Raw genomic sequence first — 26,176 nt, forward strand, 5'->3', positions numbered from 1 at the left:
GCGGGGCTCAGGGCCAGCAGGCGCAAGCCGCATCCCGCGCACACCAGGCCGGGCCGGAAGGGCAGTAGTCTCAAGCGATGCGGCGCTTCCTCAGGAGACTGCTCGGCGCGGTGCTGGTGGCCGCCGCCGCCGCGCTCGTGGTCGGCAAGCTCTGGCTCGTCAGCGGAGGCCCGTACCTCGAGGCCCTCCCCCTGTACCCGTACTGCGCCGAGGCCGGCGCCGCGCTCCAAGACGGGCGCCCCCAGGACGCGCTGGAGCTTGCGGAGGCCGGCGGTTGCGACGAGGAGACGGCGGCGGCGCGGGCGGAGTGGAACCGGTTCGGCGCCGTGGTCGGGCGGTGCGCGCAAGGCATCTGGACGGGGCGCGGCGAGGACGGCTACGGCATCGGTTGCGCCATGGCCAGCGACCTCGTCGTCCTGGGCGACGTTCGCGACCTGGTCAGGCAGGGCGTCACGTGGATCCAGGGCGGGCAGACCGACCCGGTGCTCGTGGCGTTGTCGGCTGCCGGCGTGGCGCTCACCTTCACGCCGCAGATCGGGGCGGGTGCCTCGCTGTTCAAGTCGGCGAGGCGAGCCGGCTCGATCGGCGAGCCCCTCGCCAGGAGCGTAGTGAAGTTGGCGGGCGAGCGGGCATGGAAGCCGCTCGCCGGCATGCTCGGCGACGCCGGCCGCATCGGGCGGAAGCTGCCCATCGGCCGGGCCACCAAGGCCCTGGCTTACGCGGACGATGCCGACGACCTCGCCGCGATCGCCCGCTTCGTCGAGGTCGCCCCGAACCCGCTCCTCGGGCTCAAGTGGGGCGGCAAGGGCGTTACGCGCTTATCGGACGAGGGGCTCTACGCCCAGGCGGCGCTGAGGGGCCCGGCCGGCATCCAACTCGCGCTGGAACGCGGCGGCAAGGCGCTTCTGGTCAGGCAGCCGCTCATGGTGTTCGCGGCCAAGACGCTCTACGTCAACGGCGACCGCCTACTGCCGCTCGTCCTCGGCGTGCTCGCGTGGCCCTGGGCGTGGGGCATCGCCGCCGCCCTAGCGCTCGTGGGGTCGGTGCTCGTGGCTTCCGGTCGCAGGCGGGGGCGCAGGGAGGCGGTTGCCTAGGTGCATACTCGCTTGGCGATCGCTGCGGTAACGGAGGGTCGACAGCTACGCTCCCCGGGTCAAGCGGGTGCGTAGAGGTCTTCGAGGGTCCAGAGGATGACGCGCTTGCCACTGCCCTTGGCATACTTGGCGAAGCTTGGATCGAACCCGCCTGCCGCCGCGTACAGCAGCGGGGAGCCTTCCTCCAGCGCTGAGTGGGCCCACGCCTGACCGGCGTGCGCCGCTCGCGTAAGCATGTCCAGATGGGCGTAATGGACGTCGGCGCCGATCGGCGTCTCGTTCCACTTGATGCTGCCGGTCAGCGTTCCAGAGCTTAGGAGGGGGGCGACGACATCGATCTCGAGCCCGCGACCAGCGCGGTCCATCCCTTGCCAAGTCCCCCACTCCTTCACGATGGGCAACTCGTGCACCAGGCCGAGGCGACCGTACGCCTGCCTGACGATGGACTCGAACTCGAAGCCCATGTAGCTCGGGAGCGAGTTACGGATGGCTTCCGCCCAGACGAGCGCCGGATCCTCGCGTTCGAGCGCGGAACCGTTAGGTTGCACGAAGCGTTGATAGAAGCGCAGGGCAGGGTCGTTGACGCCGTATCGGACAGGGCTATTGACCTTGGCTCCGATGTTCCTGCTGGACCTCAAGTAGCCGAGCCCCACCAGCCTGTCGAGCTTGTCGCGTAGCCCCGTGTCGTTCGTCAACCCGGCTTGCTGCGCGATCTCGTTGCGCAAGGTGGCGCCGCGGGCTACGGCGCGCAGGATGGCGTTGTAAGTAGATACGTCCCTCAGGCCCTCTTCCTGATCCAACGCCGTTTCGACCAACAGCCGGACCTCACCTCGCGGTGATAGCAGCTGCCTGATGATGTTGCTCTCCAACGGCTCGGAGGTCGCTAGGGTGGAGAGGTAGCGCGGCGTGCCGCCGAACACGCCGTACACGGTCGCTCGGTCGCGAAGGGATTCATATGGGGCTAGCTCGCCTGCATACCAGTAATCGAGTGGGGCTAGTTGGTGCTGCCAGTTGAAGCGCCCATAGAGCGGTGCGCCTCCCGCCGCTAGGCCACGCATCGTCCCGACGGCCGATCCTGCAAGGACCATCAGGAACGGTTTCGGCGGTCGCGGTCGCTCCCAGGCGGCGTTCAGCTCGGAGGCCACCCTAGCGAGCCCGGCGTCATCTTCGGCGAGGTACTGGAACTCGTCCAGCACGACCGCGAGCGGCTCGCTCGTCTTCAGGTCCAGCAGCAGATTGAACACGGTCCGCCAAGTGGGGAAGTCCTCGGCGGGGAGGTCCTGACCCGTGAAGCGCTCCAGGTCCGCGAGCAACTGCCGGCGGTTGAGCTCGGGGGAAGTTCGTGACGCGGTGAACAAGAAGTACTGGTTCGGTGGCCAGATGTGGGTCAGTAACCAGGTCTTCCCAACGCGCCTGCGCCCCGTGAGCAGAGCCAACTTCGGCGCGCCGGCGCTTAGCAACGCTCGCAGTTCCGCGGTTTCCAGCTCGCGGTCTACCAGCGCTTCCGGGTCTAGGTAGCGTCCGACCATGCCTGCAACCATACTTGCATACAAGTATGGTTGCAGGCAAGTACGATCGCGGGGAGCTGGAGATGGTTTGACTCCACGCGCTACCGCTCCTGCCCGAAGAGCGCCCCGGTGAACCGTTGCGCGAACTGCTGCGCCATGGCGTAGATGGCGTCGGCGTACGGCGGCTCGTAGAGTCCGTCGAGCGTCTGCCTGAAGAGCACGAGCCAATCATCGAAACGCTCGGGCGCCATGCCGGGAACGCCGATGTGCGCGCCTAGCGGGTAACCGCTGTAGCGCCCGCTCCTGAGCAACACGCTCGACCAGAAGTCCTTCATCTGGGACATGTGCCGGTCCCAGCGCCCTTCCAGACGCGGGTTGAAGACGGGTCCGAGTGTCGGGTGCTCCTGCACCGCGGCGTAGAAGCGCTCGACGAGGATGGCGATGTTCTCGTCGGTGACGTTGCTATGCAGTTCGTTGGCCGTGACGACGGCGGCATCGCTCATGGTGGGAGCGTAGCACCGGGCCGTCGCCGGCCAGGGGCCACGGTGGACCGGAAGCGGGCGACCCGCCGCCGCTACGTCAAGCCAACATCAAGAACAGCTTCTCGAACTCGTCGAGCGTGAGCTTGCCGCCCCGATCCGGAGCGTCCGGCTCGGCCAGGCACTCCTGCATGGTGTTGCTGATCAGCACGACCCCGGCGCGGTCGAGGGCCTTGGACACGGCGGCGAGCTGGGTGATGACGTCGCGGCACGGCTTGCCTTCGTCTACCGCCGCTATGACGGCGGCCAACTGCCCCTGCGCGCGCCGGAGCCGGTGGACGATCCTGAGCCGCGCTTCGGGGTCCCTCGTGCTCACGCGGTCGCCCCTTCGGCCGCCTCCGACTTCTCGGCCTGGGCGGCCACTTCCGCGTGGACCTCCGCCATGTTCAGGTCGCGCACGGCCGTGATGACCTGCTCGAGCTGCGCGCCGTTCAGCGCTCCCGGCTGGGCGAACACGAGCACGTTCTCCCTGAAGGCCATCAAGGTCGGGATGGACATGATGCGGAAGGCGGCGGCGAGCTCCTGCTGTGCCTCGGTGTCGACCTTGCCGAACACCACGTCCTGATGGGTCTCGGAAGCCTTCTCGAACACGGGCGCGAACGCGCGGCACGGGCCGCACCACGACGCCCAGAAGTCGAGGAAGACGATGTCGTTGCCGGCGATGGTCTCGTTGAAGTTTGTTGCGGTGATCTCTCTGGAAGCCATGGGCGCAGCATACCCCTAGGGGTTTGATGGTCGCGTGTCCTATGTGGCGCGGCGGCGTCCACGGCCTGTCACCTGCCGACGCCGCGACTCCGCGAGCCGACAGCGCGGGGCTACCTGAGCGCCACGGACGCCAGCGCCAGATCGACTTCGGCTTCGGCCAGGGTCTGCCCTTCCCAACGGAAGCGCACGAGCCAGACGGACTCCCCGATCTGCTCCGCCTCGGAGACCCAGCCGTCGAGCCCGCGCACGGCCGCCGCCACGCGCGCGTCCGTGAAGGCGAGGGCCGCGGCGGCCGAGCCCCGCATGGACCGCCATTCGTCCACCGAGACGAGCGCCGGGACCTCGATCTCGACGACGCGCAGGTCCTCGAGCGAGCGTGCCCACTCGTTGGCCGAGCGCAGGGTGACGACGAGTGACTCAGGGCCCCGCTCCACGTACACGGTCCACGTGTCACGCGAGTCGTCGTAGCCGACCCAGGTCCAGTCGTTGTCGTCCACATCGCCCGCGAAAGCGAGGAACTCGCTGTCGTAGCGCAAGAAGCCGAGTAGCGCTTCCTGGATCGCCTCGTAGGACTCGTCGGCTATGCCGAAACTCGAGTCCCAGGCGAACACTCGCTCGTCGCTTAGCCGAACCTGTGCCCAGCCGAGGGCAGCGCCGTCCGCGGCGAAGAAGTCGACACGCCAGAGCCCGTAGCGGTCCTGGGAGCCGTACGCGCTCGCCGTCCAGCCGGCGTGCTCGGCCAGGCCGGTGGCGAACATCGGCTGGCCGGCCGCGATGGCGATGGCGCGCTGCGCGTCTGCGCTGCCGTCCTGTGCGACCGTCACGGCACCGAGCCATAGCGCGACCAGCGCATAGAGGGTCGTGGCGAGCCGCGCGACGGTCGCACGCGAAAGGGCGCCCGTTCGTCCGGCACCGGGTCCGTCACGCCGAGCCTTGCCCATCACGCCCCCGGCCGCACGATGCCGCGGTAGTTCGCCCGGTAGCCGGGGAAGACGCTCTTTACCGAAGGGTTCTGCAGGCGCTGCACGAGGATCTCCGAGAGCACGTCGCGGAAGTCGGTCGTGATGGCCAGGTCGCCGTCGTCGAGGGCCCCGGGCGCCAACGACGGCCATACCGTGTGGACCCCGCCGCGCACGCCCCCGCCCATGACGAGCATGGAGCCGCCCCGCCCGTGATCGGTCCCGCCGCTGGCGTTCTCCTCCAGCTTGCGACCGAACTCGCTCATGGTCACGACCGTCAGGCGGTTGGAGCGATCCGCCACGTCCTCGTAGAAGGCTGCGAGCCCGGCGCCCAGCTCCGCGAGCAGGTCGGCGAACTGGCCCTCTACGCCGCCCTGCTCCTCGTGGGTGTCCCAGCCGCCGAGGTCGACGCATGCGACCTCGAGGCCGACGTCGGCGCGGATGAGCTGGGCCACTTGCCTGAGCGCCTCCCCGAAGCTCGTCTCCGGGTACCCGAGCGAGCCCGAGTTGCCCCGCTCCAAGCCGCCGTCCGCCGCGACGCGCCTGAGGTCACGCATAGTGCTGAACACGCTCTCGGCCTCGCGCTCGAACGCCGAGCCCGCTCCGACGCTCCGGTAGAGCTCGCGTAGCCCGACCTCGAGCTCGGGCCTGAGGTGATCGGGGACGTTCAGCTCGAAGCCGTCGAGCGACTCGAGCGCGAGCGCCGCCTCAGGCCCCTGCAGCGAGGAGGGGAGCAGGGTGCCCATCGCCACCGCCCGGAAGGGCGAGTCGTTCGTCCACGGGACGGACTGCAGGTGGCGCGTGAGCCACCCCGTCTCCGTGACGCGCACCCCCGGCGTGCCGCGCTCCATGTACTCCATGGCGTCGAAGTGCGAGCGCGACGGGTCGGGCGAACCGGCGGCGTGGACGACGGCCAGGTGACCGGCGCGGTAGACGTCCTGCAGACGCCCCAAGGCAGGGTGGAAGCCGAAGAAACCGTCGAGGTCCAGCACCCGCCCCTCGGGCACGGCGGTCTGCGACCGCCGGTCGTAGAAGGCGGCGCCCTCGCCGACGGGGACGATGGCGGCCAGGCTGTCCATGCCGCCCCGCAGGAAGACGACGACCAGCGTGTCGACCTCGCGCGGCGTCTGGGCGAACGCCACGAACGGCAGGTTCGGGAAGAGCGGTCTGGAGAGGAGCAGCGCGCCGGCCCCGACCATGCCTCTCAGGAAGGTGCGGCGGCTGGCGCCGCGCTGGTCGAGGGTGCGGTACTCGTTGCAGCCCGAGGCGGTGGTGGCTGGCGGCGGCGTGATGATGCGGCGGGACATGGGATCTCCTCGAGCTCGAAGGCTCAGGTGAGTTGGAACGCAGGCGAGGCCAGGACCAGGCCGACGAGAGAGGGCAGGCGCTCCTCGCGGAACTCTTGCGTCACGCGCTGGGTGGGGCGCGGGTCGCCCAACGCGGCCAGGAGCGTCGAGCGCGTGCCGCGGTCGAGCTCCTGACCGACCAACCGGCGCCAGGTCGTCTCCACGAGCTCGCCGATCGTCGGGGCGGCGGGGATGACGGCGCTCAAGTCCAGGGTGATGGCCCCGTCCGTCCACCCTTGACTGGCGTACGCCAGCACCATCGCGGCGTTCCAGCGCTGGAGGAGGCCGTTGACGTTGAACCACGGGTCCGCGCTGTCGGGGTAGCCGTTCGGCGGGAACCAGTTGTACGGGAGGTGGCCCATCTGCTCCAGCGTCCAGGTGGCGGCCCACTGGTCGTGCACTTCTACACCGGGGCTCAGCGCCCGCAGCATCGCGACGACGGCCTCCATGGGGCGGCGGAACTTGGTGCCGCGGGCAGCACGGAAGCCCTCCGACATGAAGAGCGTGCGCAGCACGGCCCGGATGTCGCCATCGGTCGCCAGGAAGGTGGCCGTTACGGCGGCGACGAGCTCCTCGGGGGGATCGTCCGAGACGAAACGTCGGCATAGCTTCCTACTCACGAACCGCGCCGTCGACGGATGGGTGGCGAGGATGTCGATGACCTGCAGCCCGTCCTCGATGCCGCGCCCGGCGGCGATCCTATGGCCGAGGACGACTTTCTCGCCGTCGTCGTGGCGGTTGCGGTCGAACACGAAGGCGCCGCGCCACTCCTGGTCCAACGTCCAACCGGTGAAGCAGCGCGCCACCTCGACCACGTCCTGCTGCGTGTAGCCGCCGTCGACGCCGAGGGTATGCAGCTCCATCACCTCGCGCGAGTAGTTCTCGTTCGGGTGATCGCGGTTGCTGAACGTGTTGTCGAGGTAGATGAGCATGCCGGGGCTGCGCGCGGAGGCCATGAGCAGGTCGCGGAAGCGCCCGAGCGCGTGCGCACGCGCCACCTCCCGGTCGTCGATCACCTTCTCGGGGATCATGTCCGGCAGCGGCACGTTGAAGTGGTCGGTCCAGAACTCGACCATCTTCTCGTAGAGCTGACGCTCGCTGTAAGCGGCCCGGAACAGGCGCCCCCAGACGACCTGCTGGTAGACGGCCCCGTAGTCCTCGTCCAGGGCCCGGCGCAGCCCGCGCACGTCCTCGAGGAGCACGGGATGCTCGGTCAGGAAACGGTCGACTACGGGGTCGTCTATGGCCTCGTGGTCGAGCTGCCACTCCAAGTAGCCGGCCTCGCCGAGCTCGCGCACGCGCTCCAGGTCGTGAGGCCTTGCCCCCCAAGTGAGGCGGTTGACGAGGTGCAGGTCGGCGTCGACCGAGAGCGACGGTTCAAGATGCATGGGCAATCATTAGCTCTACGTGGGAGAGGTATGTGAGAGGTTGTAAGGTATGGGCCCGAGCGAAGGCGGCAGCGCCATGCACCGTATCTACCTTGTCGAGGACGAACCCAAGCTGGCCACCATGCTGGCCGCGCACCTGGAGCGCTACGGCTATGAGGTCGTCATCGCGCGGCGCTTCGACGACCTCAAGTTGCCGCGATGCCAAGGTCGTGCAGGCGCGTTGAGAGTGCGAAGGCGACGTTCCGGTTCCCCCTATCGATGTGGTGAATGAGCGCGTCGGCGGAGAGTCCGGTTGCTTTGCTGGACGCAGTGGTGAGGATGCGCTTACTACTCCGTGCTCAACGAAGGCGGTGCAGACCATGCCGCTGCTAGTTCCTGTTCGGCGCACATGTGCCCGGCGCCACCCATAAGTAAGACGCTCATTCGTAACAGGATTACTCCACGGGTCCTTCTTCGACGTTTGTGGAATCGAACAGGGGAGCCACTGCCGACGTAGTAGCGAGGGCCGATTTCCGGGGCGTTGAGGGGAACCGTGCGCCAGGGCCGTACTTCACAGCGATGCCGCGACGCTGCTCCGATGTCCTGACGAGAATCTTCCGATTCACTAGTTTCCTAAGGACATCTCGAGCCGCATACACATCGACGTCCAACATCCGTTGTACGGCCGCACTGTTAATAGTGCCGTACTCGCGTACGTGGTCTCTTACCTTGCGGTCGATGTCAGCCTGGGGTCTCGATTGATAGGCCAACGCCGGCCCAAGCGCCGCCACGGCTTCGCTCCTCAGGCGGTAGTCCGGATGCTTGCGCCCATGGGTTCTCGGCGTTGGTTCGAGGAGTTGTGCCGATCCTTGCGCGAGTCGCATCAGCACGGCTTGGGCCGCTTCAGGACCGCGTTGAATCGTGCCGGCAAGCTGTTTCGCGTTGACGGTCCGCCGGCTGGCAAGGGTAGCAACCACGAGCAGAGTATCGGTGTCATCTTGCTCGTTTACCGGCAGAGTTGAAATGAACTTCGTGATGCGTGAGTTTGGAGGCCCGCCCAGGAAGCGGACCGTTGTCTCGGGCTGATCTCCCGCGGCGACTTCAACTATTGGTACGCTTCGGCCACTTCGAATCATCTCCTTGTACATTCGGTCTATGCCCTGACCCCAGCGTTCCGCGAGCCCGCACGCACGCATGGCTTCTGCGAGCTTCGGGAACCTCGGCTTGGGCGGGTGCGTGAGGATGTTCGCAGGGGATATCCCTGAAACAAGTGGCCCCGGCGACCTCACGTCCAGGAGTTGGGGGGAGTGTTCCACGTACACCGGTTGTCGGTCCCTATGGTCACCATGAGTCAGCGCGTTAGCTATTGCCTCCCTCACCGCAGCCACTGGGTAGTCTTGAATCTGCAACTGCTGACCATTTGGAAGACTAACCGGGGTCGTGCCGATCCTTGCTTCGATGGTCGAGAGGGTTTCGGTGAACGCAACGAGTAGTGGAGTTTGCCAGCGACGCCCCGCCTTGACCTCGCCGCCGGCCGTTTCCCTGTACTGATACACCAAGAGCTCGGTTTGGTCGCCGGTCTTGGGTCGACACAAGAGAAGCTCTCCAGCGCGCGTCAGAGTGCCCGACGAGGTTGAAAGCGCTAGCAACGTTAGCAGGTCGGACAGGGCTGTACCGCTAACGTCTCTAGGGTTTGAGGGGGAGGTACGGAGCATCGATCTGAGGAGCAACTCTGCGGCGTCGTCGACATCCTCAATGGGCCTTCCGCTTTCGCCATCACTCCAGTCCGTTCCTCTGCGCTCTTCGTGCAGGCGAGCTAGCTCGCCTGTTGACATGGGAACACATGTGTCTTCGAGTCGGCGCTTTGGGGCCTGGCCGTCGGCCAAGTACACGTCTAGGCCCTCCTGAACAGTGATCTCCAGAAGACGCGTGCCTCTGTATATGAACTCTTTGACGATGACGTCGAGGCCAGGTTTCGTCTTCTGATATATGCGCTGCCTTACCCAAGCTGGCTCCAAATCAGTTCCCACGAGGGCTCCGATGCCGGGCTCGTCGTCTTTAACTCCTACGACTATCTTGCCTCCTGCGGCGTTAGCGAAGCATGCGGCAGTGGCCGCTAGTATTGAGATGGTCTCCTCGCGAGAGCGGCCCTGACGCTTGAAATCAAGGCCTTGGTGCTCCTGTTTGTCGGCGCGTGTACCTGCTACGATTTTGTCGAGTGCGTCGTTTGAGTCCACCACCGCATCCTTTGGGGCGCGCGCCAACTTGCGCTTCCCCCAAAGTAAGCCAAAGCCGTCCGCAATGCAAGCCAGGGTTCACGGCTAGTAACCGTTGTGAGAAGCGGCCCTAGCCTCTATGCACCTCTGGTCGACACCAAGTGGACGCGGTGTTTCGAAGTCGATGGTAGTACGTCGACCCCAAGAGGCCACGGCGCACGCCACGCTGTAACCTCATGACCCAGAGCGAGCCCGCAGACGCCATGCACCGTATCTACCTTGTCGAGGACGAACCCAAGCTGGCCACCATGCTGGCCGCGCACCTGGAGCGCTACGGCTACGAGGTCGTCATCGCGCGGCGCTTCGACGACCTCAAGAACGAGTTCCTCGCCTCCGGCGCCGGCCTGGTGCTCCTCGACGTGAACCTGCCCTGGTACGACGGCTTCTACTGGTGCCGCCAGATCCGGACGGCCTCCAACGCGCCCGTGATCTTCATCTCGGCGCGCTCCAGCGGGATGGACCAGGTGCTGGCCATCGACAACGGCGGCGACGACTACATCGTCAAACCGTTCAACCTCGAGGTCGTCACGGCCAAGGTGCGTGGCGCCCTGCGGCGCGCGTACGGCGAGTACTCGAACGCCAGCGAGCAGACCGTGACGTCCGCCGGCCTAGCCTTCGACCCCCTGCGGTTGGTAGTCGCCTTCGACGGCCGCCAGGTGGAGCTGAGCCGCAACGAGGGGCAGCTCCTCGAGGTCCTGCTGAGGGCCGACGGCAAGGTCGTCGGGCGGGAGGCGCTCCTCGAGGCCTTGTGGGACGACGCGGCGTTCGTCGACGACAACACGCTCACCGTGAACGTGAACCGCCTGCGCAAGAAGTTGGCGGAGCTGGGCCTCGGCGACGCGGTCCGGACCGTGCGGGGCGCCGGTTACGCGCTGCAGCCCCCAGGGGGCCCAGGATGACGCGCCGGGTGACATGCGGGGTGAGGCACCGGCTTACGTGCAGAGTTACGCGGAGAGTTACGCGTCGGGTGACGCTCGGTGTGCCGTGCAGTGCGAAGCGCAGTGCGACGCACAGTGCGATGTACCGCTGCGTTCGTGCATGGGTCCGAAGCGGGCCCCGCCGGCTATGAGGCCTCGCGACTATCTGCTCGATCGCCTGCCCCTCATCCTCGGCTTCGCGGTCGCGCTCCTCTTCCTCCTGCTGGTCGTGCACCTGGCCGTCGCGCGGTTGCGCGCGGTCGATGCCGGCTACCTCCTCCTGCTCGGTGCGGTGAGCGGCGCCGTCTGCCTGCTCGTCGACCACCAGCGGCAGCGTCCGTTCCGCAAGGCGGTAGCGCGTGCGCTGGGGGCCGACCGTGAGGCGGACGCGAAGAACGGTTTCGCGCTCCTCCAGCTCCCTCCCGCCAAATCGCGCGAGCAGCGCGCGCTCGCCGAACTCCTGACGCACTCGCAGCGTTCGGCGCTGGAGGCGTTGCAGCGCCACCGGCGCAGCGCGGAGGAGCATAGGGCGTTCGTAGACCTCTGGGTGCATCACATGAAGACGCCCCTTGCCGTGCTGGAGGTGACGGTCCAGCAACAGGACGGCCAGGGTCAGGACGCCGACAGCGAGTGGCGGAGCGTCCGGGAGGAGGTCGACGAGCTCGGGCGCGGCTTGGAGCTGATGCTCGCCGCCTCCCGACTCGAGCGGTTCGAGCTCGACTTGAGGCTGGTCACCGTGGACTTGGTCGGGGTAGTCCGGGCGAGCGTGAACGAGCTCAGGCGGGCCTGGATCCGCAGCGGCGTCTTCCCGAGCGTCGATGCACCAAGCGGGCCAGTCGAGGTCGAGACCGACCCGAAGTGGCTCCAGGTCGTACTGCGCCAGCTCCTCACCAACGCGATGAAGTACAGCGAGGCCGGGCAGAAGGTCACGGTCGGCATCCGACCGCTTGGCGGCGGCGGGGCGACGGTCAGTGTGTCGGACGACGGCATCGGTATCCCACCGGAGGACGTGCCGCGCGTGTTCGATCGGTTCTTCACGGGTGCCAACGGCAGGCGCACGAAGGCGTCGACGGGCATGGGGCTCTTCCTGGCCGCGGAGGTCTGCAGGCGCCTGGGGCACGAGCTGTCGGTCGAGTCGCGCGTCGGGCAGGGTTCGACCTTCACGGTCGAGCTGAGGCCGGAGGGGATCCACAGGTTGCTGTGAAGCCCGGGTGACAGCCTCGTAAGGTTCGCCCGGCGCATGTAAGGTCCGGCGCTGGCAGGCCTCGGCGGTGCGCGGCTACGCTCCTTCCATCACGAGCGGGCCCCGCCGGAACGGCGGACCGCGTCACCGGAGGTAAGCATCCTGATGTCTCAGACTGCAAGCGCCACTACGCACGGCCACCGGGCCGTCCTTGAAGCGGCCGGTCTCACGAAGGTCTACGGCTCGGCGAACGGCACCGCCCATACCGCGCTGGACGGCTTCGACCTGCGCATCCTCCCCGGCGAGTTCCTAGGCGTGATGGGTCCGTCCGGCAGCGGCAAGACGACCCTGCTGAACATGCTAGCCACCATCGATTCGCCGACCGCAGGTAGCCTGCGCATAGCCGGCGCGGACCCGAGCGGCATGCGACCGACCGACCTCGCGCTTTTCCGCCGCCGCCGGCTCGGCTTCGTGTTCCAGGAGTTCAACCTCCTCGACACCCTCACCGTGCGGGAGAACATCCTGCTGCCACTCGTCCTCGACAACGTCAAGGTCGACGAGATGGAGCGCCGCCTCGCCAGCGTGACGGAGCGCCTCGGCATCGGCGCGCTGCTGGAGCGACGTCCTTACGAGATCTCGGGTGGTCAGCAGCAGCGCGTGGCCATCGCCCGCGCCATCATCCCGGGGCCCGACCTGGTGTTGGCCGACGAGTTGACCGGCAACCTCGACTCCAAGAGCGCCCTCGACGTCATGCGGACGTTGCAGGGCCTCAACGACGACGGCGTAACCGTCGTGATGGTCACCCACGACCCGTTCGCCGCGAGCTTCTGCAAGCGCATCGTCTTCATCAAGGACGGCAACCGCTTCGGGGAACTGGTGCGGGGCGTGAACCGGCAGGCGTTCTTCCAGCAGGTCCTGGACGCGCTCAGCGTGATGGGAGGGGGCGTCGATGACGTTCAGGCAGCTCGCACTTAGCAACATCAGGGGCAGCGCCCTCCGCTACGCGGCCTTCTTCCTGAGCAGCACCTTCTCCGTCGTCCTGTTCTTCGTCTACGCGCAGTTCATCATGCACCCGGACGTGGCCGGCGGCTACATCTACGGCGGCGACGCGACGCGGGTCGTGCTCACCGTGTGCGAGGTGCTCGTAGCCGTCTTCGCGTTCTTCTTCGTGCTCTACTCCAGCGGCGCCTTCCTGCGTGCCCGCAACCAAGAGTTCGGTCTCCTCTCACTGATGGGAACGACCCGCGGTCAGCTCAGGCGGCTCATCTGGCTCGAGAACTCCATCCTGTCGGTGGGCGCCATCGCTGTCGGCATCGGCCTGGGGCTCCTGCTCTCGCGCCTGTTCCTGCTTGGCATCAGTCGGATCCTCGGCCTGGACGAGCCCATCCGGTTCCTCTTCGTGCCGAACGCCATCCTCCTCACCGCCGTCAGCTTCCTCGCGCTGTTCCAGCTCGTCACCTTGGTTGGCGGCCTCAGGATCGGCCGGCAGGAGGTCGTCGAACTCATGCGGGCCGCCCGGAAGCCGCGCACCGTGCCGCGCGCCTCGCCGCTGCTAGCGGTTTTGGGAGCCGCGCTGGTCGTGGCCGGCTACGTCGTCGCCATGCGGGTGGAAGGAGCCGGGGTCGTGCTCGCTTTCGTACCCGTCGTGACCATCGTAGTGCTGGGCACGTTCCTCCTCTTCACGCACGGCAGCGTCCTCGTGCTGCGCCTGCTGCGTGGGGCCAAGGCCAGTTACTTGAGGGGCACGCGCATGCTGGTCGTGTCGCAGCTCATCTTCCGGGTGCGCGACAACGCCCGCCTCCTGGCCACCATCGCGACCCTGAGCGCCGTGGTCCTGGCTGCTGCCGGGTCGTTCTACGTCTTCAACCGCGGTTTCGAGCAGGGCCTCGAAGGCATGTACCAACAGGAGCTGGCGTTCGTGGAGAGGTCGGATGGCAGGCCGAGCCTCGCGTCGTCCGAGGTCGACAGCGTCCTGGCTCGCAACGAGGTCATTCCGACAGTGAAGGCTTCAGCAGTCATCCACGAGCTGCGGTTCAGCGACCTGGACGACGGTGCGGACGACGGTTGGCTCGTGCTCGTAGGTGCGAGCGACTACGCGGCTCTCGCCCGGGCGGCGGGGTTCCCCGCTGAGGCCGTGGCTGAGACCGCTGCTGACGTCGCGTCCGAGACCGGTGCCGAGACCGCTGCTGGGGCCACAGCCGGGACCTCTGCTCCTTCTTGCACTGCTCTGCGCTTGTCGGACGGCGTTGCTGTCCTGGGTGACGGCGGGGTCGAGGCTGCTCGCGTAGCCCCGCCGATCACCATGCCCCCCGGCCTGCAAGGCCGGTGGTACGTGGTCGACGACTCGGCACTCGCCGGCCTGCCTACCGGGGGTCGCGAGTACGCCCCGGCCACGCTCTGGTTGTACGACTGGCCGGAGGGCGCTGCAACGCGGCGCCTGGAGTCGGAGCTGCAGCAGGCGGTCATGGCGGCTGCGCCCCGCCAGGACGTCGATGCCCGCTTCATGGGGGTGCGCCAGATCAGGCAGACGCTCGGGCTGTCGATGTTCGCCGGCGTGTTCGTGTCCCTACTCTTCTTCATCGGAGCGGGCAGCCTGATCTACTTCAAGCTGTTCACCGAACTGGGCGAGGATCGCCGGCTGCATGGGCGCCTGCGCAGGATAGGCGTGACGCCCGGCGAGTCGGCGAAGGTCGTCACCGCACAGATCGCCGTCATCTACCTGCTGCCCTTCGCGCTGGGAGCGCTCCATGCGGGCTTCGCGCTCGACGCGCTAGGCAGCCTCCTCATGCAGGACGTGACGCGTTACACCCTCGTGGTGATCGGCCTCTTCGCCGCCGTCCAGGGCGCGTTCTTCCTGCTCACGCGCTGGACTTACCTGCGCGCCCTCAGGCCGGCGGGGTGAACTGCCTGTGGTTAGGGTGCGGGTCTTCCGTACGGCACGTGCCGGGGGTGGTCACGGTTCGGGTACGCGGCCGCGCCTTCGCACGGGTCGTCCACCGGGTCCGTGCCGGGGATGGCGGTCAAGTTACTCGACTCCGGCCGCCACCGCGTAGGCTCCCGACCATGGCCTCGCGCCGCCGCCGCGTATAGCCTTAGCGCATGACGACCGAACCGGATGGCTCCGCAACCAGGCCCGCTTGGGCCGAGCAGGACGACATCATGCGCGCCTACTACGACCACGAGTGGGGCGTGCCCGTCACCGACGAGCGCGGGCTGTTCGAGGCGCTGAGCCTGGAGGTGTTCCAGACCGGGCTCTCGTGGTCGACGGTCTTGCGCAAGCGTCCGGCGTTTCGCGAGGCGTTCGCGGACTTCCGCCCGGAGGTGGTGGCGAGGTTCGAGCAGTCGGACGTGGCGAGGCTGATGACGGACGCCGGCATCGTCAGGAACGAGCAGAAGATCCGCGCCACCGTCCGCAACGCCGCCGCCACGGTGGCGCTGCGCGACCACGGCGGGTTGGTGGACCTCGTCTGGTCGTTCAGGGCCGAGCCGGGGGCGGATGCCGCGGCGGTGTCGCCAACGCGCTCGCCAGAATCGGAGGCCCTCGCCAAGGCGCTCCGCGCTCGCGACTTCACCTTCGTGGGTCCGACGACCATGTACGCGCTCATGCAGGCGATCGGGGTCGTTGACGTGAGGGGCGAGAGGACGACTGGTTGAAACCTAGCGGAGCGGTGGTTAGGAGACTATGTCCAAAACCCCACCGGTCGCTTGTCGTTTGGCCGCTACGGATGAGGGCTCCGCAGCAGCCCCCATGCCCCCGAAGACCGTCCTCAGCTTCGCCACCGAGTCTTGGGCGATGTCGAACCCCAGCTCGAAGCATGTCGCTTCGATCCCCTTGGCCGCCAGGTCCAGCTCTGCCAGAGCGGATCCCGCCCCGAACGTATAGAGGATCACGTCCGCTTCGCGTGCGGCACCGATGAACCTGTCCAGTGCGTCGAGCGTGAACGCTTCCGCGTCGTTGGGGTCGATGCTGCTATAGAGGGAGAGCAGGTTCAGAGAGCTGTACAGGTAATGCTCTTCGGCCAGCACGACCGTCGACTTGCTCGGGTCCAGAGCGGCCAGCATGCGGACCGTGCTCGGAAGCGGCTCGGCGACGATGGTCAGGACCTCGTGAGCGGGGGCGAAGCGCGGCAGCTGCTGCTCGAGCCACGGCACGTTCCTCGCTACCGTCACTACGTAGAACGCCTCGGCGAGAGCGGCCTTGGTTTCCTCGGTCTCCGCAGCGATATCGTCGAACGTCAGAGGGGTGACTCTCACGGCCCGGCCCATATGATGCTCCAGGCGCCTCGCGTACTTCCTGGCTATGTGCGGCACGCGGTCCACGTACACCACGTGACACGGCACGTCGTCGCGCTGCGTTATCGAGGTGAGGCGTTGGATGGTCTCTTGATCCGAGAAGCCGAGGGCGCGTGCCCGGTGGCGCGCCTGCTCCAACGCGTCGTTCAGCAACTCGTGGCGAGTGGCGTTCACGCGGTCGAGGTCGCTGAAGCGCCTGACGAACGAGCCCCTGCCCACGGTCGAGTCGATGAGGCCGTCGTTCTGTAGGGCTCGGTAAGCCTGGGCGACGGTGTGGTGATTGACCCCTAGGTGTTGGGCCAGGTTCCTCACCGCCGGCAGTCTGGACGCCGGCAGCAGCTTCTCGGTGGTGATCAGATAGCTCAACTGGTACTTGAGCTGGAGATAGATCGGAAGGTCGCCGGAAGGGTCGATCCTCAACTGGTGTAACGCGTCGGCGTCGTTCACTAGATTAGTGTCACCCACCTACTGGCTGCGAAGCAGACCCTTCTTGACGATACGAAATCGGTTCGAGCGTGTTTGCCCCAGGATAAGGTTTCGCGATCGCTCTCGCCAACAAGCCGATCGGTGATCGCGGCTTGGCATGCGAGGCCGCCTCATGGCGACGCCCCTCCACTTCCCCCGGGCCATCCAGGACCATTCGTGCTGGTTGACAATGCTATCACAATGCCCTAGTCTACTACCACAATCTTATAGAAGGGTCGAAGCGCAGAGGGTCACGACAAGACCGCAAGGCCAACCGTAACGTTGCTCGCAATGCACTCTGGAGGAGCATGTGCCGCGTTTGAACACCCCCTACCGCTGGTTAGTGATGCTCGCCCTTGCCGTTCTAGGCGGCGCCGTTCCCCTGGCCATGGCCCAGCCCGGCGGGTCCGGAAGCGTCCGGATCGCGCTCCAAGCGATGCCCGAGACCTTCAACCCGGTGCTGCCGGCGGAGTTGAACGCCAACATCGTCACGGGCGCCATGTTCGCTCCGTTGGCCGCCGTCAACCCGACGACGTTCGCTACGGAGCCCTACCTGGCCGAGAGCTGGGAAGTCTCGGACGACCTGCTCACGTGGACGTTCCACCTCCGCCAGAACGCGAAGTGGCACGACGGCGTGCCCATCACGGCCGACGACGTGAAGTTCACGTTCGACAAGATAAAGGACCCGGCCGAGTCGGCGAGCGCCTACGTGGCCGCCGGCAACTTCGCGTCGATAGACGTCATCGACGAGCACACCGTTCGGATCGTCCTGACCGCCCCGAACGCCCTCCTGCCCGACACGCTGAGCTCCGGCGGGTTCGAGCCGTTGCCCAAGCACGTCTACGAAGGCTTCGCTCACTTGGCCGACGCCGTCGACGCCAACACCCGCAACCCGGTCGGCAGCGGCGCGTTCCGCATGGCCAGCGTGCAGCCGGGTGCGCAGATAGAGCTCGTGGCCTTCGACGACTTCTTCCTCGGGCAGCCGAAGGTTCCGGGGCTCACGTTCAAGATCGTGCGCGACCAGAACGCTGCCGTCGCCCAGATCCGCGCCGGTGAGCTCGACTACGTTCCCATCGAGGCCGTGCACAGGCAGGCCGTGGCCGCCGATCCGCGCATGGAGATCTTCTCGGTCAACGGCACCAGGTACGTGATGATGGCCATCAACATGTCCGACTACGAGCCGTGGCACACCATGTTCAGCGACGTGCGCGTCCGCAAGGCCATGATGTACGCGGTAGACCGCGTCGAGATCGCCGAGCACATCGGCCAAGGCCTCATGCCCGTGCTGGACGGCCTGATGCCGACCACCCTCACGTGGATCCCCGCGCCGGACATCGTTCCCTACCGCTACGACCCGGAGCTCGCGATGCAGCTGCTCGACGAGGCGGGTTGGGTCGACACCAACGGTAACGGCATCCGCGACAAGGACGGCATGGAGCTGAGCTTCTACATCCTCGTCGACAGGGGCAACGCGGTCCGCGAGCAGATCACCCCCGTCCTGCAGGCCGCATGGCAGGCGATCGGCATGGAGGTCGAGTACTTCGCCACCGAGCGCACGGGCAGGTGGCTGGAGGAGACGAGGGACGGGACGTTCCCAACGCGCGTCTCGACGTTCCCCATCCCCAACGCCGACTGGGCGTACCGCCTCTTCCACAGCAAGGGTCTGAACAACAGCCAGCATTACGTCAACCCTGAGGTGGACGAGATCCTTGACACGATGCTGGCGAGCCCCGACCTCGAGGTGCGCGGCCAACTCCTCAAGCAGCTGCAGGAAGTGCTGAACGAGGACCCGTACATCATGCCGTTCTTCCTCGAGCCCACGCTGCACGCCATCGACAAGCGTCTGGTCGACGTTCCGCGCAGCGAGCTCCAGCGCGCCATGCCGTACGCCTACCTCATCAGCTGGGCGCAGTGACGAGAGCCTCCTGAGCCCTAGGCGCCATGCATCGACGTCGAGCTTGTGGGGTCGCAGACCGCGGCCCCACAAGCTTCGGCTAAGGTGCCGCTAAGCTTCCATGTTCTCCTACGTTCTCAAGAGGTCCGTGTCGGCCGTGGTCGTCGTCGTGCTCGTCGCGACGCTCACGTTCCTGCTCATCCAGGCCGCGCCGGGTGGGCTCTCGATCCTCATGGACCCGAACATGTCGTCCGCCGAGGCGGCGCGGCTGAAACACAACCTCGGGCTGGACAGGCCCATCCATATCCAGTACCTCAACTGGCTGAGCAACGCCGTGCAAGGCGACCTGGGCGCGTCGCTCAGCTACGGGGGCCGCTCCGTCACGTCCATGATCATGGAGCGCGTCCCGGCGACGGTGAAGCTGGGCGTGGCCTCCCTGCTCCTGACGCTCGTAATAGGCATCCCGGCCGGGGTCGTGGCCGGGCGCCGACCGAACGGCCTGGTGGACCAGGTCATCGGCTTCCTGTCGTTCGTAGCGCTGGCCGTGCCGAGCTTCTGGCTGGGCATCATCCTGATGATCGTGTTCGGCGCCGAGCTCCGCTGGCTCCCGACCTCCGGGATGGGGCCGAAGGGCGACCTCGTCCTCGGTCTCAAGCATCTGATCATGCCCGCCCTCGTGCTCGCCTCTTCCAGCGCTGCGGCGGTCATCCGCTACACCCGGTCCAGCTGGCTGGAGGTCGCCAGGTTGGACTACGTCCGTACGGGCCGCAGCAAAGGCCTGACAGAAGGTCAACTCGGCCGGAGGCACATCCTGAGGAACGCGCTCATCCCGGTCGTGACCATCATCGGGGTGCAGCTGCCGAGGCTCGTGGGCGGGGCCGCGGTCATCGAGACGTTGTTCAGCTGGCCCGGCCTCGGCCAACTGGGCGTGGACGCAGCCCTCAGGCGTGACACCCCGCTCATCCTCGGCGTCACCCTGCTCGTATCGGCAGCCGTCGTCGCCAGCAACCTGCTCGTCGACATCCTGTACCCCGTCATAGATCCGAGGATCCGTTACTCATGACGACGAGCGCTGCGCAGAAGGGCTCGACCAGGCGGGGTGCGCTCAAGGGGATCGTCCGAGCGCTCAGGCGCAACCCACTCGCGGCCTGCGGCTGTGTCTGGCTGGTCGTCCTCGTCGCCCTGGTCCTTGGCCAGCCCTACCTAGGGCTACCCTCGCCGACCAAGCTGTCCCTCTCCAACCAGTTCCAACCCCCGTCCAAGCAGCACGTCCTCGGGACCGACGAGAGCGGGCGCGACGTCTTCTCCCGCCTCCTCTCCGGCGGCCGGGTGTCGCTGGCGGTGGGTTTCGCCGGTGCGCTGCTGACCGTCCTGATCGCCTCGGTCCTCGGCCTCGCCGCCGGCTACTTCGGCGGCACCGTCGACGAGGTCCTGATGCGGCTCACGGACACCCTCATGGCCATACCCACGTTCTTCCTCATCATGGTGATCGTCGCCATCTGGGGTTCGGGCCTGGTCGTCCTGATACTGGCGCTGGCCTTGACCAGGTGGATGGACGTCGCTCGGCTCGTCAGGGCGGAGGTCCTACGCACCAAGGACCTGGAGTACGTATCGGCCGCCACCGCCCTCGGCGGCTCCCACTGGCGCGTGATGTTCAAACATCTGCTGCCGCAAGCCTTGCCGTCGTTGATCGTGGCCACCTCCCTGAACGTCGGCTACGTGATGCTCGTCGAGGCGGCGCTCTCGTTCCTCGGCCTCGGCGTCCTCCCGCCTACACCGAGCTGGGGCAACATGCTGAGCGACAGCCAGTACTACGTATGGTCGGCGCCCCAGTTGGCGGTGTACCCGGGCGTGATGATCACCCTCACCGTCCTGGCGTTCAACTCGCTTGGGGACGTCGTGCGTGACCTGGTCGACCCGAGGATGTCCTCCTAGAGGGCCGCGCGGCGCGACCGCCGACTTCCCCGATCCCCCTAACCGTCACAAGAAGTAAGGAGCTAACCATGGCCGGCTACCCCCACACCACCCTCGACGACGTTCTGCCGCACCCCCTGCAGAAGGGTCACCACACGCCGGGCACGACCCCGTACATCTTCATCGACAGCTGCGTCCAGATCTGGGAGGACACGGAGTACGGCAAGCTGAGCGACTACTCGGCCGACGCGTACTGCATCACGACTTTCAGGCCGCACGACGACGCCGGCAACGCGCTCGACGCGATAGCCGACTGGTACAAGGTCGAGCGCAGCTACCCCAACATCCGCATCGCTCGCACCGCCCAGGACATCGTCGACGCGAAGGCCAACGGCCAGACGGCGATCGTCATCAACTCTCAGGGCGGCGACTTCCTGGGCAGCTACATAGAGCGGCTCGACGTCTTCCACGCCATGGGCTTGCGGATGATGCTGCCCGCGTACAACAACCGCAACGCCCTGTGCGACGGTTGCCTGGAGCCGAACGACGCCGGGCTCTCGACGATGGGGCGCGAGTGGGTGGACGGTTGCAACCGCCTGGGCATCGTCATGGACCTCACGCACGTCGGTGAGCGCGCCACGTTCGAGGTGATGGAGCGCACCACCCAGCCCGTCGTGTTCTCGCACTCCAACCCGAAGGGCGTCGTCGCCAACGCGCGCAACGTCACCGACGAGCAGATCAAGGCGTGCGCGGCCACGGGCGGCGTCGTCGCGCCTACCAACTGGGGCCCTCTCAACCTCAAAGCCGGCTCCATCACGCGCCCGACCGTGAACGACTACCTCGACGCCATCGACTACGTCGTCGATCTCGTCGGCATCGACCACGTCGGCATCGGCACGGACATGTCGCACGGTACCTACCCCGACGGCGACAAGATCCGCGGCCTGCCCTCCAAGCGCTCGGTGGGCGGCGCCTACGCCGATCACATCGAGCGCGCGCCGCGCTCGCGCCTGCGCTACGTGGAGGGGTTCGACGACTACGGCCAGCTCCCGTCCGTCATCGAGCTCATGAAGCGACGCGGCTACAGCGAGGAGCAGGTGGGTAAGGTGCTCGGAGGGAACTACCTGCGCGTCTTCCGCGCGGTATGGGGCGCGTGACGCGTCGCTCGCATACCCTCCTGCTGTCCCACCGCATCGGAACCGAGACCGAGGGCGTCCTGACGGCGCGGTTCCCCGAGCTGAGGGTCGTGAGGCTCCCCGCGAGCGGGGACGTCCCGGAGGACGCTCGCGACGCCACGGTGCTCTACCGTGCCGGCATGTCGCACGACGCGTTGCGGACGGCGTTGGCCCAGCTCCCCGATCTCGACTGGATCCATACGGCGTCCGCCGGGTTCAACTGGGTGCTGATCCCGGAGGTGGTCGCGCGGCCCATCCGGCTGACGCGTACGGCCCGCGTGCTCGACGTTCCCATCGCGGAGTACGTCGTCGGCACCACCCTGGCACTGCTGAAAGGGCTACCGGCGTTGCTCGAGGCGCAGCGCGCGCGGCGCTGGGAGCGCGAGGTGAGCGCCCGGGGGCTGCTAGGCGCGACCGTTGGCATCATCGGCGCCGGCGCCATCGGCTCGGCCGTGGCCGCCAGGTTCCGGCCGTTCGGCGTCAGGGTCCTTGGGATGAAGCGCGATCCGAAGCCGCTGGCCGACTTCGACGAGATCCTCGCCCCCACCGAACTGGACCGCCTACTGATCGAGTCCGACGTCGTGGTCGTGGCGTGCCCCCTGACGCCCGAGACCCGCCACCTGCTCGGCGCGCGGGAGTTCGCGCTCCTGCGGACGCACGCGGTCCTGGTCAACATCGCCAGGGGTGAGGTGCTGGTGGAGTCCGACCTGGTCGAGGCGCTGCGCCAGCGGCGCTTCGCCGCCGCCGCACTGGACGTCTTCAGCGAGGAGCCGCTACCGGCCACGAGCCCCCTGTGGGATCTCGACAACGTCATCCTCACGCCGCACATCTCCTACGTCGACCCGAACAACTCGCTTCGCGGGGTCGTCGAGTTCGCCGACAACCTCGAGCGTTACGTCGCCGGAGCCCCGCTGCTCAACGAGATCAAGTCGCGCGAGCTGGGGTACTGACCCCGCACCCCTCGCCACGACGCCAAGGAGTACACATGCCGCCTTACGAGAACCTAGACGACCTGCCAACGGCTCCAGGCCGCTACCACGCGCATCTGCCCGTCGCTCGCGACCTGTCCGGTCGCGGCGTCGGCATCGACGTCATCGTCCACCAGGGGGCCGAGCCCGGCCCCACCTTGACGGTCCTGTCCGGCATGCACGGCGACGAATGGCTACACCTCGAGTTCTTCCGGCGTCTCGACTCCGAGCTCGCCCCGGACGCGCTGCGGGGACGCCTCCTGTTGGTGCCCATGGCCAACGCGGCCGCGTTCGCCAACCAGATGCGCAACGTCTTGCACGAGGCGGACGCGCCCGACATGAACCGTGTCTTCCCCGTGACGGCTCGGCCGCAGAACGGTCTGCCGGAGCAGCTCGCGGCGAAGCTGGCGCACGAGGTGTTGGCGCGCAGCGACGCGCTCCTCGACTTCCACTTGGGCATCTGGGGTTCGACGCTCGCCTCCAGCATCGTCGGTACCGACTTCACCGACCCGAGCGTGAGCGCCCGTAGCCAGGAGCTGGCGCTCGTGTTCGGCCTCCCCCTCGTGTACCAGGCGAAGATGATGAGCGTGTTCCCGGGGCCGCGCGCCGCGCAGGCCTACGTGGGCGAGGTCCTCAAGATCCCCAGTTGCGGCAGCTTCCACGGCGGCGCCGGCTTCGACTCCGACCTCGAGGACGACTGGATGAACGCCAACTACCGGGGGATCCGCAACGTCATGCGTCACCTCGGCATGGAGGACGGCGCCATCGAGCGCCCCGAGCGCTACCTCGTCTACGAGACGGTCCAGCGCGTCAACCCGAGGAACGGCGGTTACTTGAGGCCGGAGAGGCGTCGCGACACCTTCGGCCGCGAGGTGCGTGCGGGGGAGTTGCTCGGGAAGGTCATCAGCCCCTTCACCTTCGAGACCGTAGAGGAGCTGCGCGCGCCTGTCGACGGCTACCTCGGCTACTGGGCGAGGAACTACCCGGTGCATCCGGGCGACTGGGCCTTCGCGGTCGTGCCGCGCGACCACGCCGGAACGCGTTGGATCGAGGCGGGATGAAGCCGGTCGCGCGCCGGCACGATACGAGACGGGCGGTGGGCGATGGTCGGGGAGACTGAGCCGAGGCCCGTCGAGTTCACCACCGCCGAGGTCGCCGCGATGCTCGCGGCGCAAGGCTACCGGGTCCCCGAGAGCGACCTGGAGGAGATCACGGAACGTCTTCGGGGGCTCGTCGCGGGCCTCATGGCGTACGACGCCTACCGACCGTTCGACGTGGAGCCGTGGAGCGAGTGGCCGAGGGTGGTGGCGGATGAGCGCGAGTGAGTGGGTCTACCGGGGCGTGACGGAGCAGTCCGACGGCTTCGTGACCGGCGAGCTCGATCCGGTCGAGCTGACGGAGGCCTACCTCGCGAGGATAAGGGCGGTGGACGGCCAACTGCGCAGCTTCATAACAGTGCTCGAGGACGAGGCGCGCGAGGCCGCTGGGCGCTCCGCCGAGCGCCTGCGCGCCGGCGAGCGCCGATCCCGGCTCGACGGCATCCCCTTCGCGGTGAAGGACCAGATGTTGATCGAGGGCGTGCGCGTGACCGGCGGGTCGCGCGTGCTAGCCGACTTCGTCGGGTCGCGAGACGCCACCGTCGTCAGGCGCCTGCGCGAGGCCGGCGCCGTCTTGCTCGGCACCTTGAACACCCACGAGTTCCACTCCGGGATGACCCGCGACCCGCTCTTCGGCAAGGTCAGGAACCCGTGGAACCTCGAGCGCTCGCCCGGCGCGTCGTCGAGCGGCTCGGCGGCGGCGGTCGCCGCGGGCTTGTGCTCCTTCTCGCTGGGCGGGGACACCGGCGGGTCCATCCGCGCCCCGGCGTCCTACTGCGGCGTCGTCGGCCTGAAGGCGACCTGGTCGCGCGTCAGCCGCGACGGTGTCATACCGCTGGCCTACTCGATGGATTGCGTCGGACCGCTCGCCCGCCGGGTGGAAGATACCGCCCTCGTACTGGAGCACTTGGCGGGCGCAGACCCAGCGGACCCGACCTGCAGCCGCCTGCCCGTCCCGCGCTACTCGGAAGCCCTGTCGGGCGAGCTCTCCGGGCTCCGCGTCGGCGTGATCGCCGAGATGCTCGATCCGTCCGTCGTCCAGCCCGCCGCCATCGCGACGACGGAGGCGGCCGTGGCCGTGCTTCGTGAGTTGGGCGCCACCGTGACCACCGTGTCGGTCCCGTTGCTGCACCAGACCCGCTTCATCTCGGTGGCGCTCGTCATGGCCGAAGCGGCCAGCCATCACCGTAAGTGGTTGCTGGAGCGTTACGAGGACTACGACGTGAACACGCGCACCAACTTCCTGACGGGCGCCCTGCTGCCCGCAGGCGCGCTTGGCCAAGCGCAGCGCATGCGCGCCCTGGTGGCGCGGCAGGTCGTGAGCAGCCTCGAGGAGGTGGACGTGCTCGTCGGCCCGACGGCGGACGCGGCGTTCCCGCTGCGACCTCGCGACCCCCTGCCTCTACGCGAGGAGGTGCGCGCCTCCCTGAGGATGCCGGCCATGGCGAGCGGCCCGCAGACGAGGGTGTTCAGCCTCTCCGGGCACCCGTCCCTGTCGGTCCCGTGCGGCTTCGACCCCGACGGGTTGCCGCTAGGCCTGCAGTTGGCAACGAGGCATTTCGACGAGGCCACCCTGCTGCGCGTCGCGCACGCTTACGAGGCGCGCACGCCGTGGCACACGCGCCGGCCCGCCTTCACTGCCTCAACGTGGGGTCCAGGAGGTCCCTGAGCCAGTCGCCTAGGAAGTTGACTCCCATGACCGTCAGGAAGATCGCGAGGCCTGGCAGGGTGGTGACCCACCACGCCGTCGTCATGTAGGCCCGGCCGTCCGCCGCGATGCTGCCCCAGGTCGGGATGCTGGGCGGCACGCCGAGGCCGAGGAACGACAGCGAGGCTTCGGTGAGGATCATCGTGCCGACCTGCACGGTCGAGATGACCGTGAGCGGCGGGATGGCGGCCGGCAGCACGTGCTTGAGGAGGACGCGGAGGTGCGGTACGCCGAGCGCCCTCGCCGCCGCCACGTACTCGCGGCTCTTCACCGCCATGACCTGCGCTCGCATGACCCTCGCGTAGACGACCCAGCCCGTTATGACCAACACGAGCAGCAGGTTCGTCAGGCCCGGCCCGAGCGCCGCCAGGACGGCGAGCGCAAGTACGAGGAACGGGATGGCCATCTGGAGGTCGACGAGGCGCATGATCACGGCGTCGACCTTGCCGCCGACGTAGCCCGCCACGGCCCCGAGGATCAGACCGATCGTGCCGGCGCCCAGGACGGAGGCCAGACCGAGGAGGATGGAGATCCTGCTGCCGTAGATGATGCGGCTGAGCAGGTCGCGGCCCAAGGGGTCGGTGCCGAGCGGGTGCTCGAGTGTGCCGCCCAGGAGCACGGGCGGCAGCAGACGGGCCTTGGTCGATTGCGCCGCGGGGTCGTGAGGGGCGATCCACGGGGCGAGGAGCGCCATGACGGCGACGATGGCGACGAGCCCGAAGCCGATCACGAAGGTGCGTTGGGTGAGGTGGCGTCTACGCATGTGGC

General features: G+C 67.6%; 25 protein-coding genes. 15 read left to right on the forward strand and 10 right to left on the reverse strand.

Features of this window, described 5'->3' with window-relative positions; genetic code table 11:
• Nucleotides 1–77 precede the first annotated feature (77 nt).
• On the forward strand, nt 78–1,094 hold the full coding sequence (locus M9914_04285) for a hypothetical protein (GenBank protein MCO5173388.1): 1,017 nt from the start codon (nt 78–80) through the stop codon (nt 1,092–1,094).
• 59 nt (nt 1,095–1,153) lie between these two features.
• On the opposite strand, the gene M9914_04290 is transcribed toward M9914_04285, so the two are convergent.
• The 7 genes from M9914_04290 to M9914_04320 form a co-directional block, all read right to left on the reverse strand.
• A complete protein-coding gene (locus M9914_04290; protein MCO5173389.1) occupies nt 1,154–2,623 on the reverse strand; it encodes an ATP-binding protein in 1,470 nt (489 codons plus the stop codon).
• Between the two features lie 80 nt (nt 2,624–2,703).
• Complete coding sequence (locus M9914_04295) at nt 2,704–3,105, reverse strand: group III truncated hemoglobin (protein ID MCO5173390.1); 402 nt, start codon at nt 3,103–3,105, stop codon at nt 2,704–2,706.
• 76 nt (nt 3,106–3,181) lie between these two features.
• Nucleotides 3,182–3,457: a metal-sensitive transcriptional regulator gene (locus tag M9914_04300; protein MCO5173391.1), complete on the reverse strand. Its 276-nt coding sequence runs from the start codon at nt 3,455–3,457 to the stop codon at nt 3,182–3,184.
• A complete protein-coding gene (trxA, locus tag M9914_04305) occupies nt 3,454–3,846 on the reverse strand; it encodes a thioredoxin (GenBank protein ID MCO5173392.1) in 393 nt (130 codons plus the stop codon). The genes M9914_04300 and trxA overlap by 4 nt, the downstream gene beginning before the upstream one ends.
• Before the next feature lie 110 nt (nt 3,847–3,956).
• Nucleotides 3,957–4,670, reverse strand: a complete 714-nt coding sequence (locus M9914_04310; GenBank protein MCO5173393.1) for a hypothetical protein — start codon at nt 4,668–4,670, stop codon at nt 3,957–3,959.
• 116 nt (nt 4,671–4,786) lie between these two features.
• Nucleotides 4,787–6,112 (reverse strand): DUF1501 domain-containing protein, encoded by a 1,326-nt coding sequence (locus M9914_04315; GenBank protein MCO5173394.1) that lies wholly within the window; start codon nt 6,110–6,112, stop codon nt 4,787–4,789.
• Nucleotides 6,113–6,135: 23 nt separating this feature from the next.
• Nucleotides 6,136–7,539 (reverse strand): DUF1800 domain-containing protein, encoded by a 1,404-nt coding sequence (locus tag M9914_04320; protein ID MCO5173395.1) that lies wholly within the window; start codon nt 7,537–7,539, stop codon nt 6,136–6,138.
• Between the two features lie 76 nt (nt 7,540–7,615).
• On the opposite strand from M9914_04320, the gene M9914_04325 reads away from it, so the two are divergent.
• Nucleotides 7,616–7,810, forward strand: a complete 195-nt coding sequence (locus M9914_04325; GenBank protein ID MCO5173396.1) for a hypothetical protein — start codon at nt 7,616–7,618, stop codon at nt 7,808–7,810.
• Nucleotides 7,811–7,973: 163 nt separating this feature from the next.
• Here M9914_04325 and M9914_04330 read toward each other — a convergent pair whose 3' ends face one another.
• The gene (locus M9914_04330) at nt 7,974–9,755 is read right to left on the reverse strand and encodes a putative DNA binding domain-containing protein (protein MCO5173397.1); all 1,782 of its coding nucleotides are present in this window, start codon (nt 9,753–9,755) and stop codon (nt 7,974–7,976) included.
• 215 nt (nt 9,756–9,970) lie between these two features.
• Between M9914_04330 and M9914_04335 the strand changes: the two genes are divergently transcribed.
• The 5 genes from M9914_04335 to M9914_04355 all read left to right on the forward strand — a co-directional run bounded on the left by M9914_04335 (nt 9,971) and on the right by M9914_04355 (nt 15,548).
• On the forward strand, nt 9,971–10,693 hold the full coding sequence (locus M9914_04335; GenBank protein ID MCO5173398.1) for a response regulator transcription factor: 723 nt from the start codon (nt 9,971–9,973) through the stop codon (nt 10,691–10,693).
• Between the two features lie 166 nt (nt 10,694–10,859).
• Complete coding sequence (locus M9914_04340) at nt 10,860–11,915, forward strand: sensor histidine kinase (protein MCO5173399.1); 1,056 nt, start codon at nt 10,860–10,862, stop codon at nt 11,913–11,915.
• A gap of 144 nt (nt 11,916–12,059) precedes the next feature.
• The gene (locus tag M9914_04345) at nt 12,060–12,869 is read left to right on the forward strand and encodes an ABC transporter ATP-binding protein (protein ID MCO5173400.1); all 810 of its coding nucleotides are present in this window, start codon (nt 12,060–12,062) and stop codon (nt 12,867–12,869) included.
• Nucleotides 12,844–14,796 (forward strand): FtsX-like permease family protein, encoded by a 1,953-nt coding sequence (locus tag M9914_04350; protein MCO5173401.1) that lies wholly within the window; start codon nt 12,844–12,846, stop codon nt 14,794–14,796. The genes M9914_04345 and M9914_04350 overlap by 26 nt, the downstream gene beginning before the upstream one ends.
• Before the next feature lie 197 nt (nt 14,797–14,993).
• Nucleotides 14,994–15,548 carry a DNA-3-methyladenine glycosylase I gene (locus M9914_04355; protein ID MCO5173402.1) on the forward strand — a complete coding sequence of 185 codons (555 nt, stop codon included), beginning with the start codon at nt 14,994–14,996 and terminating at the stop codon, nt 15,546–15,548.
• Between the two features lie 18 nt (nt 15,549–15,566).
• Here the strand turns inward: M9914_04355 and M9914_04360 are convergent, their stop codons facing one another.
• The gene (locus M9914_04360; protein MCO5173403.1) at nt 15,567–16,634 is read right to left on the reverse strand and encodes a GntR family transcriptional regulator; all 1,068 of its coding nucleotides are present in this window, start codon (nt 16,632–16,634) and stop codon (nt 15,567–15,569) included.
• A 328-nt stretch (nt 16,635–16,962) separates the two neighbouring features.
• Between M9914_04360 and M9914_04365 the strand changes: the two genes are divergently transcribed.
• The 8 genes from M9914_04365 (at nt 16,963) to M9914_04400 (ending at nt 25,369) form a co-directional block, all read left to right on the forward strand.
• Nucleotides 16,963–18,567, forward strand: a complete 1,605-nt coding sequence (locus M9914_04365) for an ABC transporter substrate-binding protein (GenBank protein MCO5173404.1) — start codon at nt 16,963–16,965, stop codon at nt 18,565–18,567.
• A 100-nt stretch (nt 18,568–18,667) separates the two neighbouring features.
• A complete protein-coding gene (locus M9914_04370; protein ID MCO5173405.1) occupies nt 18,668–19,609 on the forward strand; it encodes an ABC transporter permease in 942 nt (313 codons plus the stop codon).
• Nucleotides 19,606–20,481 carry an ABC transporter permease gene (locus M9914_04375; GenBank protein ID MCO5173406.1) on the forward strand — a complete coding sequence of 292 codons (876 nt, stop codon included), beginning with the start codon at nt 19,606–19,608 and terminating at the stop codon, nt 20,479–20,481. The genes M9914_04370 and M9914_04375 overlap by 4 nt, the downstream gene beginning before the upstream one ends.
• 68 nt (nt 20,482–20,549) lie before the next feature.
• Nucleotides 20,550–21,617, forward strand: a complete 1,068-nt coding sequence (locus M9914_04380) for a dipeptidase (protein ID MCO5173407.1) — start codon at nt 20,550–20,552, stop codon at nt 21,615–21,617.
• Nucleotides 21,614–22,585, forward strand: a complete 972-nt coding sequence (locus M9914_04385) for a D-2-hydroxyacid dehydrogenase (GenBank protein ID MCO5173408.1) — start codon at nt 21,614–21,616, stop codon at nt 22,583–22,585. Before M9914_04380 ends, M9914_04385 begins: the two co-directional genes overlap by 4 nt.
• Before the next feature lie 35 nt (nt 22,586–22,620).
• A complete protein-coding gene (locus M9914_04390; GenBank protein ID MCO5173409.1) occupies nt 22,621–23,664 on the forward strand; it encodes a succinylglutamate desuccinylase/aspartoacylase family protein in 1,044 nt (347 codons plus the stop codon).
• A gap of 42 nt (nt 23,665–23,706) precedes the next feature.
• On the forward strand, nt 23,707–23,928 hold the full coding sequence (locus M9914_04395; protein MCO5173410.1) for a hypothetical protein: 222 nt from the start codon (nt 23,707–23,709) through the stop codon (nt 23,926–23,928).
• The gene (locus M9914_04400; protein MCO5173411.1) at nt 23,915–25,369 is read left to right on the forward strand and encodes an amidase family protein; all 1,455 of its coding nucleotides are present in this window, start codon (nt 23,915–23,917) and stop codon (nt 25,367–25,369) included. The genes M9914_04395 and M9914_04400 overlap by 14 nt, the downstream gene beginning before the upstream one ends.
• Here M9914_04400 and M9914_04405 read toward each other — a convergent pair.
• The gene (locus tag M9914_04405) at nt 25,335–26,171 is read right to left on the reverse strand and encodes an ABC transporter permease (GenBank protein MCO5173412.1); all 837 of its coding nucleotides are present in this window, start codon (nt 26,169–26,171) and stop codon (nt 25,335–25,337) included. The two genes, M9914_04400 and M9914_04405, sit on opposite strands and share 35 nt — an antisense overlap.
• Nucleotides 26,172–26,176: the final 5 nt, after the last annotated feature.

Source organism: Trueperaceae bacterium, from assembly GCA_023954415.1.
Classification (GTDB): domain Bacteria; phylum Deinococcota; class Deinococci; order Deinococcales; family Trueperaceae; genus JAAYYF01.

Coding starts and splice junctions, on each gene's coding strand:
- M9914_04340 (MCO5173399.1), top strand. CDS start 10,860: ATGAGGCCTCGCGACTATCTGCTCGATCGCCTGCCCCTCATCCTCGGC.
- M9914_04320 (MCO5173395.1), bottom strand. CDS start 7,539: ATGCATCTTGAACCGTCGCTCTCGGTCGACGCCGACCTGCACCTCGTC.
- M9914_04290 (MCO5173389.1), bottom strand. CDS start 2,623: ATGGTCGGACGCTACCTAGACCCGGAAGCGCTGGTAGACCGCGAGCTG.
- M9914_04405 (MCO5173412.1), bottom strand. CDS start 26,171: ATGCGTAGACGCCACCTCACCCAACGCACCTTCGTGATCGGCTTCGGG.
- M9914_04390 (MCO5173409.1), top strand. CDS start 22,621: ATGCCGCCTTACGAGAACCTAGACGACCTGCCAACGGCTCCAGGCCGC.
- M9914_04375 (MCO5173406.1), top strand. CDS start 19,606: ATGACGACGAGCGCTGCGCAGAAGGGCTCGACCAGGCGGGGTGCGCTC.
- M9914_04370 (MCO5173405.1), top strand. CDS start 18,668: ATGTTCTCCTACGTTCTCAAGAGGTCCGTGTCGGCCGTGGTCGTCGTC.
- M9914_04335 (MCO5173398.1), top strand. CDS start 9,971: ATGACCCAGAGCGAGCCCGCAGACGCCATGCACCGTATCTACCTTGTC.
- M9914_04380 (MCO5173407.1), top strand. CDS start 20,550: ATGGCCGGCTACCCCCACACCACCCTCGACGACGTTCTGCCGCACCCC.
- trxA (MCO5173392.1), bottom strand. CDS start 3,846: ATGGCTTCCAGAGAGATCACCGCAACAAACTTCAACGAGACCATCGCC.
- M9914_04325 (MCO5173396.1), top strand. CDS start 7,616: ATGCACCGTATCTACCTTGTCGAGGACGAACCCAAGCTGGCCACCATG.
- M9914_04400 (MCO5173411.1), top strand. CDS start 23,915: ATGAGCGCGAGTGAGTGGGTCTACCGGGGCGTGACGGAGCAGTCCGAC.
- M9914_04295 (MCO5173390.1), bottom strand. CDS start 3,105: ATGAGCGATGCCGCCGTCGTCACGGCCAACGAACTGCATAGCAACGTC.
- M9914_04285 (MCO5173388.1), top strand. CDS start 78: ATGCGGCGCTTCCTCAGGAGACTGCTCGGCGCGGTGCTGGTGGCCGCC.
- M9914_04350 (MCO5173401.1), top strand. CDS start 12,844: ATGACGTTCAGGCAGCTCGCACTTAGCAACATCAGGGGCAGCGCCCTC.
- M9914_04395 (MCO5173410.1), top strand. CDS start 23,707: ATGGTCGGGGAGACTGAGCCGAGGCCCGTCGAGTTCACCACCGCCGAG.
- M9914_04315 (MCO5173394.1), bottom strand. CDS start 6,112: ATGTCCCGCCGCATCATCACGCCGCCGCCAGCCACCACCGCCTCGGGC.
- M9914_04355 (MCO5173402.1), top strand. CDS start 14,994: ATGACGACCGAACCGGATGGCTCCGCAACCAGGCCCGCTTGGGCCGAG.
- M9914_04345 (MCO5173400.1), top strand. CDS start 12,060: ATGTCTCAGACTGCAAGCGCCACTACGCACGGCCACCGGGCCGTCCTT.